General features: G+C 70.4%; 10 protein-coding genes. 5 read left to right on the plus strand and 5 right to left on the minus strand.

Features of this window, described 5'->3' with window-relative positions:
* Nucleotides 1-139: 139 nt before the first annotated feature.
* Complete coding sequence (locus tag ACX28W_RS37875; protein WP_459004632.1) at nucleotides 140-1,336, minus strand: glycoside hydrolase family 64 protein; 1,197 nt, start codon at nucleotides 1,334-1,336, stop codon at nucleotides 140-142.
* Nucleotides 1,337-2,496: 1,160 nt separating this feature from the next.
* On the opposite strand from ACX28W_RS37875, the gene ACX28W_RS37880 reads away from it, so the two are divergent.
* The 3 genes from ACX28W_RS37880 (at nucleotide 2,497) to ACX28W_RS37890 (ending at nucleotide 7,322) form a co-directional block, all read left to right on the plus strand.
* Nucleotides 2,497-3,216: an SDR family oxidoreductase gene (locus ACX28W_RS37880; protein WP_459004634.1), complete on the plus strand. Its 720-nt coding sequence runs from the start codon at nucleotides 2,497-2,499 to the stop codon at nucleotides 3,214-3,216.
* A gap of 603 nt (nucleotides 3,217-3,819) precedes the next feature.
* Nucleotides 3,820-5,637 (plus strand): hypothetical protein, encoded by a 1,818-nt coding sequence (locus ACX28W_RS37885; RefSeq protein WP_459004636.1) that lies wholly within the window; start codon nucleotides 3,820-3,822, stop codon nucleotides 5,635-5,637.
* A 62-nt stretch (nucleotides 5,638-5,699) separates the two neighbouring features.
* Nucleotides 5,700-7,322, plus strand: coding sequence for an alpha/beta hydrolase (locus ACX28W_RS37890; protein WP_459004638.1), 1,623 nt, complete (start codon nucleotides 5,700-5,702; stop codon nucleotides 7,320-7,322).
* A gap of 205 nt (nucleotides 7,323-7,527) precedes the next feature.
* On the opposite strand, the gene ACX28W_RS37895 is transcribed toward ACX28W_RS37890, so the two are convergent.
* Complete coding sequence (locus ACX28W_RS37895) at nucleotides 7,528-8,049, minus strand: ATP-binding protein (RefSeq protein WP_459004640.1); 522 nt, start codon at nucleotides 8,047-8,049, stop codon at nucleotides 7,528-7,530.
* A gap of 366 nt (nucleotides 8,050-8,415) precedes the next feature.
* On the opposite strand from ACX28W_RS37895, the gene ACX28W_RS37900 reads away from it, so the two are divergent.
* Nucleotides 8,416-10,506 (plus strand): protein kinase domain-containing protein, encoded by a 2,091-nt coding sequence (locus tag ACX28W_RS37900; RefSeq protein WP_459004641.1) that lies wholly within the window; start codon nucleotides 8,416-8,418, stop codon nucleotides 10,504-10,506.
* A 382-nt stretch (nucleotides 10,507-10,888) separates the two neighbouring features.
* On the opposite strand, the gene ACX28W_RS37905 is transcribed toward ACX28W_RS37900, so the two are convergent.
* Both ACX28W_RS37905 and ACX28W_RS37910 read right to left on the minus strand, forming a co-directional pair.
* On the minus strand, nucleotides 10,889-13,438 hold the full coding sequence (locus ACX28W_RS37905; RefSeq protein ID WP_459004642.1) for a non-ribosomal peptide synthetase: 2,550 nt from the start codon (nucleotides 13,436-13,438) through the stop codon (nucleotides 10,889-10,891).
* A gap of 49 nt (nucleotides 13,439-13,487) precedes the next feature.
* Nucleotides 13,488-16,067: a Pls/PosA family non-ribosomal peptide synthetase gene (locus ACX28W_RS37910; RefSeq protein WP_459004643.1), complete on the minus strand. Its 2,580-nt coding sequence runs from the start codon at nucleotides 16,065-16,067 to the stop codon at nucleotides 13,488-13,490.
* Nucleotides 16,068-16,581: 514 nt separating this feature from the next.
* Here ACX28W_RS37910 and sbnA point away from each other — a divergent pair.
* The gene (gene sbnA / locus ACX28W_RS37915) at nucleotides 16,582-17,577 is read left to right on the plus strand and encodes a 2,3-diaminopropionate biosynthesis protein SbnA (RefSeq protein WP_459004645.1); all 996 of its coding nucleotides are present in this window, start codon (nucleotides 16,582-16,584) and stop codon (nucleotides 17,575-17,577) included.
* 93 nt (nucleotides 17,578-17,670) lie between these two features.
* On the opposite strand, the gene ACX28W_RS37920 is transcribed toward sbnA, so the two are convergent.
* Nucleotides 17,671-18,792, minus strand: coding sequence for a PP2C family protein-serine/threonine phosphatase (locus ACX28W_RS37920; protein WP_459004646.1), 1,122 nt, complete (start codon nucleotides 18,790-18,792; stop codon nucleotides 17,671-17,673).
* Nucleotides 18,793-19,271 lie beyond the last annotated feature (479 nt).

Genomic DNA, 19,271 nt, shown 5'->3' on the forward strand with positions numbered 1-19,271 from the left:
AACGCAAGTGCTCGATGATGCCCCGTCACACCAAGACCGCGCGACGGCAGGCGGGCGGCGGTCACAGGACTCGGTGCTGATCCCACAATCGCCGCTCGCCCGGGCCGCCTTCCGCGTTCCCCTCCCCCGTCCCCGTCGCTCAGCTGAACGGGTCGAGCGTGATGTACGCCGTCTGCGGGTTGCTGTCGTTGACCAGCGACTCGTGGTTGCCGACGTCGTCGAAGGCGAAGGCGTACGCCTTGCCGTCGGCCATCTGGGCGTGGATCTTCCGGGCGTAGTGGTTGGTCACCGCGTCCTGGTAGAAGCCCGCGGAACTCGTGTCGGGCTGGCTGGAGTTGGTCAGGAGTGTGGAACGGTTGTAGCCCGCGCACAGGGTGCGGGAGATCGGGCCGCGTACCAGGTCGTTCGGCGCGTCCAGGAGCTTGTGGCAGCCGAAGATGCTGTCGGCGTCGGGCTTCTGGAAGGTGGTGACGACGGCGCCGGAGCTGTTGGTGAAGTTCATGACGTTGCCGGAGACCCTGCCGTAGTACTTGGTCGCCGGCTGGTCCGCGAACGGTGTCACCGTCAGCGTGGAGGTGGCGTACTTGGTCCACACCCGGTTGATGTAGTCGTCCATGACGGTGCTCGGCAGGGCGCCGGACTCGATGCCGTGGCCGGGCGCGAGGGCACGCAGGACGGTGCCGTCGGACCGGGTCCGGATGAGGCCGGCCCAGCCGCCGGGCTGGCCCCTGAGGGCGTTGAAGAAGCCGGCGTAGCCGCCGGTCTTCAGGTGGCCGGTGTTCTTGACGGTGCCGGAGGTGTTCTTGACACCGACCGCGTACGGGGCCGAGAACATGTCCACCTGGGTGCTGTTGATCCACAGTCCGGCGTCGTTGAGGGTGTACTCGGTCCAGTTGAAGAGGATGTTCGCGTTCGGGTCGGTCGGGTTTTGCACCGCGGGCTGCACGAGACCGCCGGTGGTCAGCTTGAAGACGAGCTTTTGACCGTAGGAGAAGTAGACCCGGCCGGAGAACTTCGGCATCCGGAGCGTCATGGTCTGACCGCCCGCCGGTCCGGCGATCGACGCGTCGGGCGCGTCGGTCGGCGGGTTGCCGCCGGCGGGCCAGGCGTGGAACGTGCCGCTCGCGTCGGCCCAGCCCTGCTGGCCGGTCGAGAGCAGGGTCCCGATGTTGTAGACGTAGACCTGGTCGCTGCGCCCGGAGTCGTTCTTGAACTCGAGCGGGATGGTCGTGGGCACCGCGGCTTCGGCATGGGATGCGGGGCCCACGGCCGTGAGTCCCGCGGCGACGGCCGCCGCGGCGACCACAGCCACCAGCACCTTCCGTAAGGCAAGCACGCTCGTCCTCCTGCCAGGTGGGCTTCTCCCACCGGAGTTGAATTGCGCCGGACGGACGGTCGGGGGCCGCGCCCCGCCAAAGGGGAGGTCACGGGGAGCGGACCCTTCCGATCGTGTGAGAGCGCTCTCAGCGTGCCCCTATGAACGGAACACGTCAAGGTCTAGACCAACGTGGGCCGCCGTCGGCCGCTCTTCGCGACAGCCGCACGGCGGACGCGACCGTCGATGCGCTCACGTGCCGCCTTGATGTTCTCCGGACAACCCCCTGGGGCTGCGGCGGCTGGTCGACGGGCACCTCACCCAGGACTGACGCACCCCGTTTCGCCGGTTGCCCTGCAAGCAACCGCCCGCGATTCCCGCCACACCGGAGGCGGCACTCGTGGTCCGGTGTGGCGGGCGGGGTCCCATCCCGACCACCGCCCCCTGCGGTCGTCACCGCCCCTGAGAGGCTGCTCGCTCCCGAGTGCGAGCATCCCGTCGGGGGCGTGCCCCGCGTGCCCAGCGGCGCCACCGGCGAAAGCCGGCGGGCAGAAGTCGGCTGTGCGGAACGCTCGTGGCCTGGCCGGCCGGGATACCGCCATCGCCTGCGCCGCGACCGGTGGCGACAGGGTGCCGAGACGGTGTCGGAGTTGCTCGGGCGTGCTGGTCGCCCAGCCCGGCTCGCCCAGTCGGCAGGAGCGAGCGTCGGCGAAGGTGACGAGCTGGAACATCGCAGGGCAGGCCGTGGCGGCGTCGCGCAGCCTGCGCACCGGGGCAGTACCGCTTCGGCCCGGCGGCGAACGACTCCGCCACGTCGGCCAGGGACATCCCCTCGCCGGTGGTCTGCGTGGCCACCGCCACCGGGCGTGTGCCGGTCGCGATGAACAACCGCAGCGGAGGGGGTGGCTCCGTGTCCCGTGGCGGCCGGTACGCGGAACAGGTGGTCATCCACCGAGCGCTGAAGCGGCACGGCCGGCCCGGCCTCCACCGCGTCCTCGAAAGAATCCGATGGAGTTATGGCACTGCACGCCTGCCGCCCGGACCACCAGGCCGGGCGCAGTTCGGGTGGTGACGGGAACCCACGCAACATACGTTGAATGGAAAGCGGGCGGGGCCGCGCGGTGTGCGCTGCGCGTCCGCCGGTCTTCGTCCCTGCAACCCATCGCAGGGAAGGTGCTCCCATGAAGGTCCAAGGGGCTGTCGCTTTTGTCACCGGAGCAAACCGCGGGCTCGGTGAGCAATTCGTACGGGCGCTCTTCGATGCTGGAGCAGCCAAGGTCTACGCGGGATCCCGCGACCCCAAAAGGGTCACCGTGCCCGGGGCGATCCCGGTCGCAGTCGACATCACCGACCACGAATCCGTGCACGCGGCAGCCGACCGAGCCCAGGACGTGACACTCCTCATCAACAACGCCGGTTTGTCGACCCGGGCCGACGTGCTCACGGCGGACTTGGATTCATTCCGGTTGGAGTTCGAGACGCACGTTCTCGGCACCCTCGCCATGAGCAGGGCCTTCGCCCCCGTTCTGGGGCGCAACGGCGGCGGCGCAGTGGTCAATGTTCTGTCCGTGCTGTCCTGGATATCGATCACGGCCAGCGCCGGATATGCCGCGGCCAAGGCTGCTGAATGGTCGGTGACCAACGCCTTGAGGGTGGCCCTCGCAGAACAGGGCACGCACGTCACAGCCCTGCACGTCAGTTACCTCTCGACGGAGCTGGCCGCGAAGGTGACCGCTGCGAAGTCCGATCCCGCCACGGTGGCCCGCGCGACCCTCGACGGTGTCGAGGCCGGACTGCACGAGGTCCTCGCCGACGACTTCAGCAAGCAGGTCCAGGCAGCCCTGGCCGTCGGCCCAGAGGCGCTGTATCCGCAACTGGCCGGCCGGCCGGCGCTGATCTGAACTTCGCCGTCTTGCGGCTCCTGGTCCATCACCCCGGCCGGCACGCGCGGAACCGAACTCCTCTCTGCCTCCCGGATCTCCAGCGGTGGGCCCGTAACCGGCCCCGCGCCACCACCGCCCCCTCCTGACCGGGCCCGCAACAGCAGCACGCGAAGCGCCGCGCCGCAGCACGGTTGATCGAGTGGCACGGAGGCGCCGCCGATCACCTCGCGGTCCTTGACTGAGCGCCTCGACGTCGGCCAAGCCCCCACGACAGCACCGCCCGCCCACCCCCAGCGACGACACGCCTCGAGGAGCTCAGCCATTCGGCCGCGGTTGGCTGGCGCGCCTCGCCGGACCACGGTGATGTTGATGCGGATGCGTGCCGGCGTCCAGCGCATGGGTGGCATCAGGGTCTTCAACTGTTGGCGGTTTCGCTCAAGGCGCCTTATGGATGCTGTATCGCGGGACCGATAGCTACAAGGACGGCACGTTGCATAGGTGAGTTCCTCTCGATCGGTTTCATCGGGTTGCGTGTCTTTGTGTGATGGTCGGTCGTCAGCTCGATCGGATCCCGGGATACGCCGGACGGGCAACGAGTCGGCTCGTGATGGGGTGGTGGGCGTGGCGCGGGCGATGGCGGCGGCGACGTGTACCGCCTTCGGTGCGGTCCTGGAAGCGAGCGGGGAACGGGCCGGCCGGCCGGTGCTGTACGAGCGGATATCCCATCTCGCCGCATGGTGCGAACAGTTGACGCGCTCGCCGGTGGCCGCAGGCTGGGATGAGGCGTCGCTGGACATGCTGGCCGCCGGGGTCGACGAGAACGGCGGGAAGCTGCCCTCGAAGGGCTGGATGGCACTGCGCAGACTGGGCTGGACCCGGCCCGCCGGCACCGAAGCCGCCCCTGGCGACGGACTGCCGGAGGGCGTGTACGTCTCGGACCGGGTGCGTCGGGCGGCGCGGGAGTACGCGGCCCGCACTCTGCGCCTGGCCCTGCACCGGCGCGCCATCGTGACGGCGGTACTGGACAGTTGGCCCGCCGATCCCTCCCGTCGCAGTGCGGCAAAGTGGGCGGCGTTGCGGGCCGCACTGCCGCCCGGGGTGAGTACGGCGGAGATCCGCAACCGCACCCGACAGGTAGGCGCCTTCGCCGCCGAGCAGGGGCGGCTGCCGTCGGGACTGTGCGAGTCGAAAGGCCCGCCGGAGATCGCGCCGTTGGTGTTGCCGGCGGCGATGGACGGCCAACAGGTCACCCTGGACCGCCTTGACGCGACCACGGCGCGGCTGCGGGTAAAACTCCCCCTGTGCCCGGCCCCCGGCTCGGGCCGTGAGTGGGCCTGGCATGTGCTCGATATCCGGCTGCCCGCTCCGGTCGGGCCGGATGCGGTGCTGCACACTCCGGCCCTGCGCCTCACCCGCAGCGGGCGCATCGCGGTGGACCTGCCGCACTCCCTCCCCGCCCCCGCCCGTAAGGCGACCGGGCATACGGTCGCGGTCGGCCTCGACTGGGGGGTGAACACCCTGCTCACCGGCATGATGGGCCGCTTGACCGGCAAGGGCGAACGGGCCCGGGTGGTCACCGACGGCCGCCCATTGATCTTTGACGCCACCGCGATCAGTGCGACACTGCACCGGCTGCGCGGCCACCGGGAACAGCTTGCCGCCAAACGCGACCACTACCGACAACGCGCCGACCACCTCGGCTCCCCGCACCTGGTCTGGTCCCGGCTCCTGGACGGGGCCGCGGTGCTGGACCTGGAGCATGCGCGGGTGAGTGAGCGGATCCGCCGCCTCCGTGACCATGCCGCCGCCCGCCGGGGCGTCTCCCGCGGCCTGCTCGCCCAGGCCCACACCGCCACCGACCGGACCACCGGCGTGCGTAGCATCCGCGCCACCGTCGAAGCGACCGTGGCCCTGGTGCGCCGCCCGAAGAAGATCACCCGCCGCCTGCGTCGCACCCGTCAACGCGAGATGACACCGCCGCGCCCGCGCGGGCCCACAATCACGCCTGGCAGGGGGCATCCCACCCCCAGCCGCCCGCAGCCCGGCGTCCGCCGCTGGGCCCGGCACACCACCCCGGCCCCCGCGCCGAGCGGGGCCATGGCCGAGGCCACACAGACTTCCCGCCGTATGCCCGCTGCGCGTACGGCCCCCGCCGCCACCCCCACCGGGGTGGCCCAGCGTCCGGCGGGGCATGACACCCAGACACCGGCAGCAACCAGGCCGGTGCCAGGTCATGGACCAACCACCCCCGCCCACCCGGGAGTTCACCCTCCCGACGGGCCAGGGCGACGGTCACGCGGAACCTGTCGACGACGCACCCGCGCCGCCGAGCGGACCGGCTTCCACCACCTGCACGCCACCCAAGTCCACCCCCTCCCACCGAGGTCCGGACCACCGGACGGCACCCGCAGACGGCCACGCCGCGCCCGAAAAGCCTGAATCACACAGGCACACACAGAGTTCCGGAGACGCTTTCATCCATGAAGCGGAGGGAACGGAGCATGCACATACCCGGATCCATGACGGGCCGCCGGCGTTACGCCCCGGTCATCGCCTTCGCGCTGGCCTGCTCCACGACATTCACCGGGCCGGACCTCGCCGCGGCCGACGGGACGCCGACACCCTCGGTGCCCGCCCCCAAGCTGGATTGGAAACCCTGCGTCCAGGGCAGTCAGTTCGACTGCGCGACCGCAAAGGTGCCGCTGGACTACCGCAGCCCCGGCCGCCGCACCATCGAACTGTCCGTCGTCAAGCGGAAGGCAACCGGCCCCGGACGGCGCATCGGCACCCTGTTCTTCAACCCCGGCGGACCCGGCGGGCCCGGAACGGTGCAGATGCCGCAGAACTACGAGTTCTTCCCGCGCAAGGTGCGGGAGCGGTTCGACATCGTCAGCTGGGACCCACGCGGAGTCGGCAACAGCACCGCGGTGAACTGCTTCGCGAGTCCCGGCGAAGCCGACGCGTGGATGGCGAGCAAACCGGCCGGCCTCCCGGTGGGCGAACAGCAGCGGACGGCCTGGATCGCCGCGTACAAGGATCTGGCCCGGCGCTGTCAGCAGCGTGACCCCGAGCTCCTGCGCCATGTGTCGACCGCCGACACCGCTCGCGACCTCGACCAGCTCCGCCAGGCGGTGGGCGACCCGCAACTCACCTACCTCGGGATCTCCTACGGCACGTTCCTCGGCGCCACCTACGTCAATCTCTTCCCCGGCAAGGTCCGCGCCATGACCCTCGACAGCAACATCGACCCGCAGGCGTGGACGAACCACGCGTCCAACGACGACCCCCGGCTCCCGGTATTCCTGCGCATGGGCGCGGATCTCGGCGCGGCCGCGATCCTGGACCGGTTCCTCGCCCTGTGCGGGTCCACCACCACCGGCCGCTGCGCCTTCTCCGCCGGCAGCCCCGAAGCGACCCGGGACAAGTTCGACCGGCTGATGCAGCGCCTCAGGCAGCATCCCGTGGGCGCGTGGACCTACGGCAGGACGGTCGGTGACGTGGTGAGCGGCCTCGACATCGTCCACCCCGGATGGACGTTCCTCGCCGGCAGGCTGCAGGCCCTGTGGCAGGGCCGCGTCCCGCAGCAGCCGCCACCCCTGCCCGTACCGCCGGTCCCGAATCCGTACACGGGCGATGAACAGGGCGGTGCGGTGCTCTGCTCCGACAGCCCCCATCCGCGCGACCCCGGTGTCCACCACGCGCTGGAGGAGGCCGCCGCCACCCGTGCGGGCGACGCCGGACGTTTCTGGACCTGGGCCGCAGAGCCGTGTTCCACCTGGCCGGCCGTAGCCGCCAACCGCTACCGCGGCCCATGGAACAAGCCCACGGCACACCCCGTCCTGGTGATCGGCACCACCTACGACCCCGCCACCCCCTACCGGGACGCGCAGGCCATGGCCAAAGAACTGGCCAACGCCCGCCTGCTCACCCACAACGGATACGGGCACAGCGCCCTGCTCAACCCCAGCAGCTGCGTCAACGAGTACGAGAGCCGCTACTTCATCGACGGCACCCTCCCGCCGGCCAAGACGACGTGCCGACCGGACGAACCCCCCTTCTCCGCACCCAAGCCGAGCGGCGGCGTCGGCACCGGCGGCGGCGCGCTGGCCGGGACTGTCTCCTGAGTCCGGCTGCGAGCACCGTGCGCAGCGGCCGGCCGGCGTGCGCTACCCGACCACAGCCCCACTGTGACCGTCAGCGATAGGCGGCCAGAGGCGGTGGCAAGACCTCTGGTGAACGGCCTGTGCTCAAAGACAGTTGGCCATTTCGCTCAGAGACAGTTGCCCACTGCGTTGCCGCCTGCGGCTGTTTTCGCGTGGCGGGCGGACCTCAACCCTTGACGGCCTCCGCGATCTGCAGGGCGGCCTGGGCGGGCGTGAGGTGCGTGGTGTCGACGACCTCGGCCTCGCCGTGCAGCCACGTGCGGGCCGCCTCGGCGTAGGGCTCGAGGTAGTTGAGGCGGAACGGGGAGGGACCGAGAACAGTGTCCCCCTCGATGCGCCCGCGGAGGGTGTCCTGGTCAGCGTGGAGGACGAAGTGCCTTACCGGGATGGCATGGTGGGCGAGGCCCGTGCTGATCTCGCGCCAGTACTGCTCGACCAGGACAGTCATGGGCATCACCAGAGTGCCGCCGGTGTAGTCGAGTACGCGGCGGGCGGTCTCGACGACGAGCGGCCGCCACGGCGGCCAGTGCTGGAAGTTGCCCGTCCAGGGCAGCCCCGGCGTGATGTCCATGAGTGTCTCGCCGACCTTCTCGGCGTCGAACACCCGTGAATCCGGGATCAGCTGCTGCACGAGTGCACTGGTCGTCGTCTTGCCTGCGCCGTGGGTGCCATTGAGCCATACGATCATGGGACCGACGCTAGCGCCGTGCGGGCCGCGGGAACGGGCACAGCAGAAATCCGGTACGGCTTCGGCGTTTCCCAGGGTGATGTCAACCATCGAGATCAGGTGTCACCTCTCTCGAATCGCAAGGACGAATCACCCAGGGCGCCTTTGCGGCCAAGCGGCACTGCGCGTGGCCAACTATCGCCGCGAGTCACCCCCACCCACCGACACGAGTGTCTCACCCGCCCCAAAAACCCGAACATGTGCACGATTCGCGCCCCCCCATGCACCGCGGGCGATTTGCCACTCTCCGGGCGATATGCGATACGTGGAGGGGGCCTTTCACCGCTCACCGGGGAGCCCTGCCGGCCCGCCCTGGAAGAGGGATCCATGACAGGAGCGAACGAGGACGCCGGGCGCGTGATCACCGGCCGCTACCGGCTCCTGCGTCGGCTCGGCGCCGGCGGCATGGGGCGGGTGTGGCTGGCCTACGACCAGGAACTGGCGTGCGAGGTCGCGCTCAAGGAGATCATCCTGCCGCGGGAAATCCCCGAACGTGAGGTGGGCACCCGGATCGCGAGGGCCCGCGGCGAAGCGCGGCACGCTGCCCGGCTGCGCAACCACCCCCATGTCGTCACCGTGCACGACATCGTGGAGGACGGCGGCCTGCCGTGGATCGTCATGGACTTCGTCCCCGGCGCCATGGACCTGGATGCGGTGGTGCGCGAGTGGGGGCCGCTGCCGCCCGCCGACGTCGCCCGGATCGGGCTGGCAGTGCTCGACGCCCTGCTGGAGGGCCACCGGCTCGGCATCCTGCACCGGGACGTCAAACCGGCCAACATCCTGCTGACCCACCCCGGCCCGCAGCGCTCCCACCCTGCGGACAGTGGCCAGGTGCTGCTGACCGACTACGGCATCGCGGTGGAGCCGAGCTCCGGAGAGGCCCGGCTGACTGCCTCCTTGGAGGTCGTCGGGACCATGCGCTTCATGGCCCCGGAACGGATCCGCAGCGACGCGCCGACCCCGGCGGCCGACCTGTTCTCACTCGGCGCCACCCTGTACTTCGCGCTCGAGGGGACCGGCCCCTTCGACCGCGACTCCGGTCCCGGCATGCTGAGCGCCCTGATGTTCGAGCCTCCCGCCCCGCCGCGGCAGGCAGCGGAGCTGGCCCCGGTCCTGCTCGGGCTGCTGTCCAAGGACCCCGCGCAGAGGATGGACGGCGACGAGGCCGCCCAGCGGCTCACCTCCATCGTCGCCGCCCAGCCCCACCCTCCCCCTTCGCAGCAACAGGTTCTCCCACCGCAGACGCCGCCCGAGCAGCCCCCCGCCCCGAAGCCGCCGCCTCCCAAGGAATCGGATCCGCCGACCGAGTACGTGCCGCCGGCCGAGCCGGAGAAACCGACCGGCCCGCCCCTGGGACCGCTGCCGCGCACAGGTGGTGACGAGGCCCGGCTGCCACCCCGCCCGCCGCGGCCCAGGCGCCGACGGGCCGGGCTCATCGCGGGGGCGCTGCTGGTGATGCTGGCCGCGGGAGGCAGCGGCCTCTACCTGACACAGGGCCGCTCCCCCAGTCCTGAACCCCCGGCAGCATCCGTGCTGTCGATCCAGGTCGGCGACTCCCCGCAGGGGGTGGCGGCGTCCCCGGAGGGGCGCCGGGCCTACGTGGCCAACTTCGCCTCGAGTTCGGTGTCGGTGATCGACGTCGCGACGGACCGCACGGTGGGCAGCCCCGTCTCCGTCGGCTCCCGCCCGGAGGGGGTGGCGGTGTCCCCGGACGGGCGCCTGGTCTACGTGACCAACAGCAACGCGGGTTCGGTGTCGGTGATCGACGCCACGAGGAACCGCACGGTGGGCAGCCCCATCCCCGTCGGCGACTCCCCGCAGGGGGTGGCGGTGTCGCGGAACGGGCGGGTCTACGTGGCCAACGCGAGCTCGAGTTCCGTTTCAGTGATCGACACCGCGACGAACCGCACGGTCGGCAGCCCCATCCCCGTCGACCCCTTCCCGGCGGGGGTGGCAGTGTCGCCGGACGGGCGCCGGGTCTACGTGACCAGCCTGGACTCCGACTCGGGCTCGGTGTCGGTGATCGACACCGCGACGAACCGCACGGTCGGCAAGCCCATCCCCGTCGGCGCCAACCCGGAGGGGGTGGCGGTGTCCCCCGACGGGCGCCGGGTCTACGTGACCAACGGCTCCTCGGGTTCGGTGTCGGTGATCGACGCCACGACGAACCGCACGGTCGGCAGCCCCATCACCGTCGGCGACACCCCGCAGGGGGTGGCGGTGTCGCGGGACGGGCGGGTCTACGTGGCCAACGCGAGCTCGAACTCCGTTTCAGTGATCGACACCGCGACGAACCGCACGGTCGGCAAGCCCGTCCCCGTCGGCTCCCACCCGGCGGGGGTGACGGTGTCCCCGGACGGGCGCCGGGTCTACGTGGCCAACGGGAGCTCGAATTCGGTGTCGGTGATCACGTACTGACACTTTGAACGTCATCACCGGCCGGCGGCAACACCCGGCCCGGTAAAAAAACGCGGGGGCGGCGGTGTCGCCTCACCTCATGGCGGGGTGCAGCCCGGCGGATCCCAGACGCGGTTGTGATCCTCGTCGTAGTGGTAGCCCGTGCAGGGCTCCTGTGGTGCCATGCTCGACGATTCCGCCGTGGCCTTCGTCGTCCGAGGCACTGCCTCCGCGGTTGCCACGCCCACCGTTGCGGCGAGCAGCGCAGCAGCGCAGGACGCGCCGACGAGGTGTCGGAGGCGGTTTCGGGCGCTTGTCGCCATGATGATCTCCCTTTGGGTGGATGGACCATCTCCCACCAGCGTGGGAGGCGGCCATGACGGTGTCAAACGGCCTGCCGGTGTCAGGTGCGGCATGGCGCTTTTCCTTTCGGTGGGGTTGAGGAGGAGGCCGGTGGTTCGGTCGTACGGCGCTGGGGAGCGTTGTCGAACAGGGCGGCGAGGTCGGTGAGGACCGGGTGCGCGGTGATGTCTTTGAGGGACACGGCGCGGTCCAGGGCGATGGCGAGCTTCACCGCCGCGAGGGAGGTGCCGCCGTGGTCGAAGAAGTGGTCGCGGCGTCCGATCCGGTCGCGCGGGACGCCGAGGGCCTTCGCCCAGGCGGCCGCGAGCCGCTGCTCGGCCGGTGTGGCCGGCGGCTCGTGGCCGTCCTCGGTGGCGGCGAGCCGGGCGGCGAGCGCCACCAGTGCCTTCGTGTCGGTCTTGCTGTTGGCGGTCAGCGGCAGGTTTTCGCGCCAGTGGAAGGCTGCCGGGATCATGTAGGGGGGCAGAAAGGCACCCAGCCGGTCGGTGAGGGTCTGGGTGTCGAGGGGGCGGGGGCCGCAGTAGAAGGCGACCAGGTGCTTGCTCTGGTCGGCGCGTTCGGCCACCACCACCGCGCCGTCGCGGACACCGGGCAGGCGCAGCAGGGTGTTTTCGATCTCGCCGGTCTCGATCCGGAATCCGCGGATCTTGACCTGGGTGTCGTGGCGGCCGAGGAACTCCAGCTTTCCTGAGGGGTGCCAGCGGCCGTGGTCGCCGCCGAGGTAGAGCCGCGTGCCGTCGCGGTGCGGATCGGGCAGGTAGGCGGCCCGGGTGCGGTCGGGGTCGTTGATGTAGCCGCGGCCGACGCAGACCCCGGAGAACGCGATCATGCCCGGGGCGCCCAGTGGCACCGGGGTGAGGTGTTCGTCGACGACGTAGATGCGCACGTTGTTGACCGGAGGGCCGAGCAGGATGCGGTCCGGCGTTCGGTGCATGACGTCGTGGTTGGTGTCGTCCGAGGTCTCGGTGAGCCCGTAGGCGTTGACCAGGGCGGTGCGGGGCTGGGCGGTGAACCAGCGTGCGGCGAGTTCTTTCTTCAGTGCCTCGCCGGTGACCGACACGTAGCGCAGGTCGGGCAGTGTGCGGGGGCGCTGTTCGAGCTCGGTCAGGACGGCTTCGAGGTAGGAGGGCACGACCTGCAGGACGGTGGCCCTGGCGTCGGTGATGGTGTCGAGGAAGCGGGGGACGTCGAGGATGGCGTCCTGTTCGACCAGCAGGGTCCGCCCGCCGGCCAGCAGTGCGGACAACAGCTGCCACAGGGAGATGTCGAAGCACTGCGGCGCGGTCTGGGCCACCGTCTGTCCCTCGCTGATCTGCAGGTCGTCGATCTTGGCGTAGAGGTGGTTGAGCATGCCGGCGTGTTCGCACATCGCGCCCTTGGGCTCGCCGGTGGAGCCGGAGGTGAAGTAGATGTAGGCGAGCTGGTCGGGCGTGATGTGGATGCCCAGGTCGTCGTCGGGGTGGTCTTCTTCGTAGGCCGCCTCGACGAGGAGTGTCCCTACTTCGGGCAGACGCTCGAGTGCCTGGTCGAGGGTGGTGGTGTGGCCGGGTTCGGTCAGGACCAGGGTGCATGCGGCGCGGGAGAGGGTGGCGGCGATGCGTTCGGCCGGGAAGTGCGGCTCGATGGGGAGGTAGACGCCTCCGGCTTTGAAGACCGCGATGACGGCGGCCAGCCAGTTGAGGTTGCGTTCGGTCACCACCGCGACGACGCCTTCGCGGGCGAGCCCGCGGGCTTGAAGGGCGTGGGCCAGCCGGTTGGCCCGGGTGTTGAGCTCCCTGTAGGTCCACTGCCTTCCGGCGTGCACGGCGGCGACAGCATCCGGATGCGTCCGCACCCGGTCCTCGAACAGTTCATGCACCCGCGCACTGGGCAACGTGCGGACCCGTCCGGCGAGTTGCTCGAGCTGGACGTGCAGCTCCTCGGCGGACAGCAGGCTCTGGCGTGCGTGTTCGGCGTCGGGGTCGGCGGTGATCAGCGCGAGCGCCCTCAGGTGATAGCCGGCGATGCGGGCGGCGCTGTCGGCGTCGAGGATCTCGGTGCGGTGGCGCAGCCGCAGTACGAGCCGGCCGTCGTGGTGGCGGACGGCCACCCGCAGCGCGGTGTCCTCGGTGAGGTTCTGGTCGAGCCCGGTGGCATCGAGGACGGTCTCGAACAGCGGCCCGGTCAGGCCCAGTTCGCGCCTGAGTGCGTCGATGTCCTCGGCTGCGACGTCCTGGTGTGCCAGCAGTTTTACGGCGGCCTGGTGGGTGTGGTGCACCAGGTCCCGCCAGGAGGCGGGGGCGGTGGTGAGCCGGCACGGCAGCGGGCTGCCGCTCTGGGTGACGTAGCCGCATGTGATCTCCCGCTGCGCGGACAGTGCCGCGAGCACCTTGGCGTGCGCGGCCAGCAGGAGTGAACTGAGCGGTACCGCCAGTTCGTCCGCCAGCCGGTGCAGCCCGCTCACGGTGTCGTCGGGGACCGGTGTCTCGTACTGGCCCACGCCGGTCACCGGGTGGAGGGTCCAGCGGGGGGCGGGGGTGAAACCGCCGGCTGTCAGTACGCCGCGCCAGTACTCCCGGCCGGTGCGGGTGCGCCTCAGATGCGTTGTCATCGGGTCTTTCCTCTGTTGGTTGCTCGGCTGCTGGTGTCGCGGTGTCATGTCAGTTGGTGTCGCCCGGCATGTCCCGGGCCGGGTTGCCTCCCCACTGGGCGTGCGAGGGGATTTCCTCGCCCTTCATGAGGAAGGAGTCGGGGGCGAGCATCGCGCGGTCGCCGATCGTCACGCCGTAGTGGACGAAGGCGCCGACCCCGAGGGTGCAGCCGCTGCCCAGCGCGCTGCGGTCGGACTTGAAAGCGCCGTCCTCCTGCGAGTGGCACTGGATCACGGTCCTCGCGTTCAGCGTGCTGTCGTCGCCGATGGTGACGAGGGTGCGCTCCGGGAAGGAGCAGCCGTCGTCGAAGACCCGCTTGCCGATCCGGGCCCCCAGCAGCCGCCAGATCATGTTCTTGAAGGGGGTGCCGTCGAAGATCTGGATGTAGTCGACCGAGGCCATCTTCCAGAAGCGTTCATGGCGCCAGAAGGAGGGCTCGTAGATCGAGCAGTACTGCGGCTGCTGGGGCTTGAATCCGGTGGAGGCCCGTTCGATCAGCGCGAAGTGGACGACGGTGAACGTGAGGGTGAGGACGCTGGCCAGTGCGATCGCCGGTGCGCCGAGCGCAGGGTAGAGGTCGGCTGCGCCCATGGCGATGAGGGTGATCACGAAGACGTGGAGCAGCCGCGCCAGCAGGTACAGGCCGGCGGTTTGGGCATTGTGCCTGTTCTTGGCGGCCAGGCGGCGGCGCAGCTCGTCGCCGGTCTCAAGGTGGTTGAACTTGTTGTCCCGCATCACCGTGCGCGGGATCTCGAAGCTGGGTGAGCCCAGCAGGCCCACGCCTTCGCGCACCGGTCCGTCGACGGGGACCATGACCTTCGTCGCGAGCAGGCAGTTGTCGCCGGTCTTGCCCTGTGCGGGGTAGGAGACGCAGTTTCCGACAAAATTGCGGGGCCCGATCGACGTACGGGACACACGGAAGGACGTGTTCGAGAAGTCGGCGTTCATGAGGGACAGTCCGTCGGCGACCATGGTGCCGGTGCCGACCGAGCTCAGGTACGGGTTCTCGTGCTTCACTTCGCTGCCGAAGTTCGACCCGGTCTGCTCGATGCGGGACAGGTCGTATCCGAGGTAGCGCAGGTAGTGGACGATGCCGGAGCTGTCGCCGAAGAGCGTGGCGAAGAACTTCCTGTTGGTGATCAGCGCGATCGCCCGGTGGATGCCGTAGTGGAAGCCGTACAGCGGATAGACCTTGCCGGGCTTGAGGGCCCGGTTGAGCACCCGCGGCACGGTGCCCACGACAAGGAGGCCGGCGAGCAGGGAGCCGAGGAAGACGATTAGGGAGATGGCCAGGGCATCGGCGTAGAACGCCGGGCTGGTGAAGGCCACCTGCTGCGGGTTCAGGAGCGTATGAAGCTGCGGGACTTCGGCGAGCAGGATGCCCACGCCGCCCATCGCCAGCGGCAGACACACCGCCAGCAGATTCAGCAGCTGCACCACGCAGTAGAGGGTCCTTTTGGCGGTGGGGCAGTCGGCGGGGCCGACCGTGCGGTAGTCCACCTCGGTCGGCTGGGCCGGCGAGCCGTGCCGGCGTGTCCCGTCGGGCACCCGCTGTCCGGTGTGCAGGCAGGAGGCGTGGCCCAGCTGAGCGTTGTCGCCCATCGAGGTGTCGATGTCGAGGACCGTGTGTTCGCTGACGAGCACGTTGCTGCCGAGGGTGACCGGGCCGGTCTGGATCCAGCCGGCGTGGGCGCGGTAGCAGGACAGGAGGACGTCCTTGCGGATGACCGTGCCCTCCCCCACGGTGAGCAGGTCGGTGCAGACCGGGATCGTGCGGGTGAGGATCGTGACGCCTTTGCCGATCCGCGCGCCGAGCGCCCTGAGGTAGAGGACGTAGAGGGGTGATCCGGCGAACAGGCGCAGGGGGCTGGTGCGGATCAGGGTCTTGACGACCCAGAAGCGCAGATAGGCCATGCTCCACAGGGGGAACTCGCCGGATCGCCAGCGGCCGATGAGCGTCCACTTCGCCACGACCGGGACGGTGCACAGGCCCAGGAAGCCCGCGCCGGCGAACAGGACCGACCGCAGGTAGAGGTCGGGCAGACCCGAGCTCGCGGAGATCCACTCGTAGCCTTGGGCGGCGACGAGGGCGGCGACGTAGGAGTAGCCCAGGAAGATCAGGAACTGCAGCGTTCCGCAGACGATGTAGCGCCGGGTACGGGATGCTGCCGGTACGTCGGTCCGTGCCGGTACGTCGGTCTGTGTCTGCGCGTCGGCGGGTGCCTGCGCCGGTGGCGGCACTTGCGCGGCCGGGGCCGGCGGGGACGGGACGGGGGTGGACGCGGCGTCGGCGAGCGCGGTGGCCAGGCGGCGGATGGTGGGGTGGCGGTAGATGTCCTTCATCGACACCGCCGGCAGGTCCGCCCGCTTCCTGACCCGCGCGCAGAACTGGGCCATCACGAGGGAATCGGCGCCCAGGTCGTCGAAGAAGTGGCTGTCGGCCGGTACCTGTTCGACGCGTACGACGCCGGCCAGCACCTCGGCCAGACGTTTCTCGGTGCCGGCCTGCGGGCCGCCGTCCGCGCCGTCCTGGAGGGCCGGGTTGTCAGCCGGATCGGCCGTCAGCACCTCGACGGTTTTCCCTGGCACGTGAACTCCTTGAAGACGTTTCGGTCGGCTTCGGTCGGCTTCGGTCGGTGCGGACGGAAATGCGTGATGCCCGCCTCTCCAGTAGGACCGGCCGGGGAGTTCCTGTCCTGCCCCTGAATGTCGTGACTTGACACGATGCGCCTGCTTTGATAGCCCGACCGTCGCGCCAGTCATCGCCCTGTTTCCCCTTGCTTTCTGTGTGCGTCGCCCGGCTTGCGGCCGCATATCGCAGGCGCCCGTTCAATCCGCTGGGACATCGCCCGGGAATTGCGTTGACCGCCCCGTGGGGCCGGCCCGTCGGTTTCCGCTCCTCCCCCGGGCATAGCCGCGGCTGCATACGCGCGAACGGGGTGCGTGTCAAGTCCCGAATTTCGGTGGCATGACACGGCTGCGCCGGTTCGGGCGTACTGGAGGTGTTCCGGCGGGGCGTCACTCGCCGCCGGATTCCTTCCCCGGGCCGCGCCAAGACGGGTCAGCGGCCGGGAGGCACTGAGCCGCAGTCGAGGAGACGACCATGCCCGTCATATCCGTTCCCGAGGCCTACAACGAGGACGACCTCTACGTCGATCTCGAGGAAATCTTCGGGCGCCCGTTGTTCCTCAAGTGCGAGGGATTCAATTTCGCCGGCTCGATCAAACTCAAGGCCGCCACCGAAATGGTCGACGCCGCCGAACACGACGGCCTGCTGAAGCCGGGCTCGGTTCTGGTCGAGTCGTCCTCGGGCAACCTGGGCGTGGCCCTGAGCATGATCGCGGCCGGCCGGGGCTACCGGTTCTTGTGCGTGACCGACGCCCGCTGCAACCTGGCGACCAGGCTGATGATGGAGGCCCTGGGCAGCCAGGTCCACGTCATCACCGAGCCCGACCCCGTCGGCGGCTTCCTCGGCGCGCGCATCGACCACGTCCGCGCACTGTGCGCGTCCGACGACAGCTATGTGTGGCTCAACCAGTACACCAACCCGAACAACGGCATGGCCCACTACCGCAGGACCGCCCCGGCCATCGCCCGGCGGTTCCCGGACCTGGATGTGCTGTTCGTCGGGGCCGGCACCACCGGGACCCTGATGGGCTGCGCGCGCTACTTCCGCGAGTGGCACCGGCCGGTGCGCATCGTGGCCGTCGACAGCGTGGGCTCGGTGACCTTCGGGGGCGCCCCGGGCCGGCGGATGATTCCCGGCCTGGGCACCAGCAGGCGCCCGCCGCTGCTGGACGAGTCCTATGTCGACGACGTGGTGCGGGTGGCGGAGGCCGACACCATCCGGGCCTGTCACCGGCTGGCCAGGCGCGGGTTCGTGTTCGGGGGTTCCACCGGCACAGTGGTCAGCGGCGCCATGGACTGGCTGGCCGGGCAGGAGGGGCGGGAGGGGCGGGAGCTGACCGCGGTGGCCCTCGCCCCGGATCTGGGCGAGCGGTATCTGGAGACCATCTACCAGACCAACTGGGTGCAGGACCTGTACGGCGAGGACGTCCTCGGCTCCCAGGAGCTGACCACCGCATCCCCGGCGGCCTGACCCCCGACGGGGTCCTGAACGGCGGGGCGAGGGCTGTGATCCCCGGTGCCCTGCCCGGCCGGGCACGGCACCCGCATCCGGTATCCGGCACCGCTACGCGGGGCACTCCCGGGCCCGGGAGGCCGGGCACCACCTCACCGCAAGGGCGGCGATGTCGTCGTCGAGCCTTCCGCCGCTGTGGTGGAGCAGGTCCCGGTGAAGCCGGTCGAGCAGCTCGCGGGGCGGCTTGGGGCCCTGCCGCCGCAGCCAGTCCGCCAGCGGGAAGAACTCACCGGTGCGGTCCCGGGTCTCCGATACACCGTCGGTGTAGAACAGCAGCTGGTCGCCCGGGGCGAAGGCGAAGGCCTCGACGTGGTAGCGGTCCCCGATGAGCGCCGCGAGGTTGAGCGGCGGCGAGGCGGTGACGGGCTGAAGGACGCGGACCTTCCCGCGCTGCGCAAGCAGCGGCGGGGGGTGCCCGCAGTTGAGAAGTCTGACGTGGCCGCCGCTGTAGGGGATCTCGGCGAGGAGAGCGGTGGCAAAGCGTTCCGGCAGGTCCTGGCCGGGAAACGCAGCGCTGTGGCGGGTGATGCTGGTCTCCAGGCGGTGGACGACGCCCCTCAGGTCGGGCTCGTCGTACGCGGCCTCCCTGAAGCAGCTGATCACCGCCGAGGCCGCCCCCACCGCGGACAGGCCCTTGCCCCGTACGTCGCCGATGAGCAGCCGGACCCCGTACGGTGTGCCGGCCGCCTCGTAGAAGTCGCCGCCGATCCGGGCCTGCTCCTGGGCCGCCAGATACAGCGACTCGATCTCGACGTGCTCGATGCGGCGCGGGAGGGGGCGCAGCAGCACCTTCTGGGCTGCGTCGGCGACGAGCCGGACCTGCAGGAGCGTCTCCTCCCGCTGGAGGCGGACATGGCTGGCGTAGGCGGCCGCCAGGGTGACCGCGACGATCGCGGCCGCCGTGTACGGCGTCCCCAGGTCGGTGTAGAAGAAGCTGAGGCCGATCATGGCCAGCAGGCAGAACGTCCCCAGCAGGATCGTGGGGAGTACGGGCCACATTGCGGCGGCGAGGGCGGGGGCGGTGGGCAGAAGGCGGCTGATGGCGATCTCCCTCGGTGTGGAGAACGCCAGGCCGGCGATGAGGACGGTGAGGATCACCGGTGACAGCGGGGCAGCTTTCCACCGGCCGTCATAGGGGGCACGAGGGCGCCGCAGCCGCCCGAACAAGATCACAAAATGCATCATATCGGCCGAGCGGGGCGTCGGTCCTTGATCGGACATGCCTTCACGCGCGGTGACCGGCCGAGGGAACCGCGGATACGCGGGCCGCCCGGCCGACGGATGCGGCAGCGTCTTCCCCGCGGGCCCGGCAGGTGTCGCGGTGGCGCGGGAGGCGGGGCCGCGAGGGCCGGGGAGGTTCGGCACAGTGATACGGGGATGCCGGCGGCGCCGAGCGTACGACGGATCCCTGCGCACCGCGGCGATCTCCCGCCCTGGCCCTTGCCGGTGCCTGGGCGCCCGCCGGCCCCATGACCCCGGCCGCTTCGGCTGCAGGCCGGAGACGCGGGGCAGGCCTTCGGGTGGGCGGGTGGGGACCGTGGGCGAAGGGGGCGGTCAGGTGGCCTTGCCGTCGGCGAGCCAGTCGCGGACGCCGGCCAGGACGTGGGGGCCGGCGTCGGTGTCGGTGCCGCGGACGATGTCGGCGATGGTGA

The sequence above is a fragment of the Streptomyces sp. SD15 genome (genome assembly GCF_054462255.1).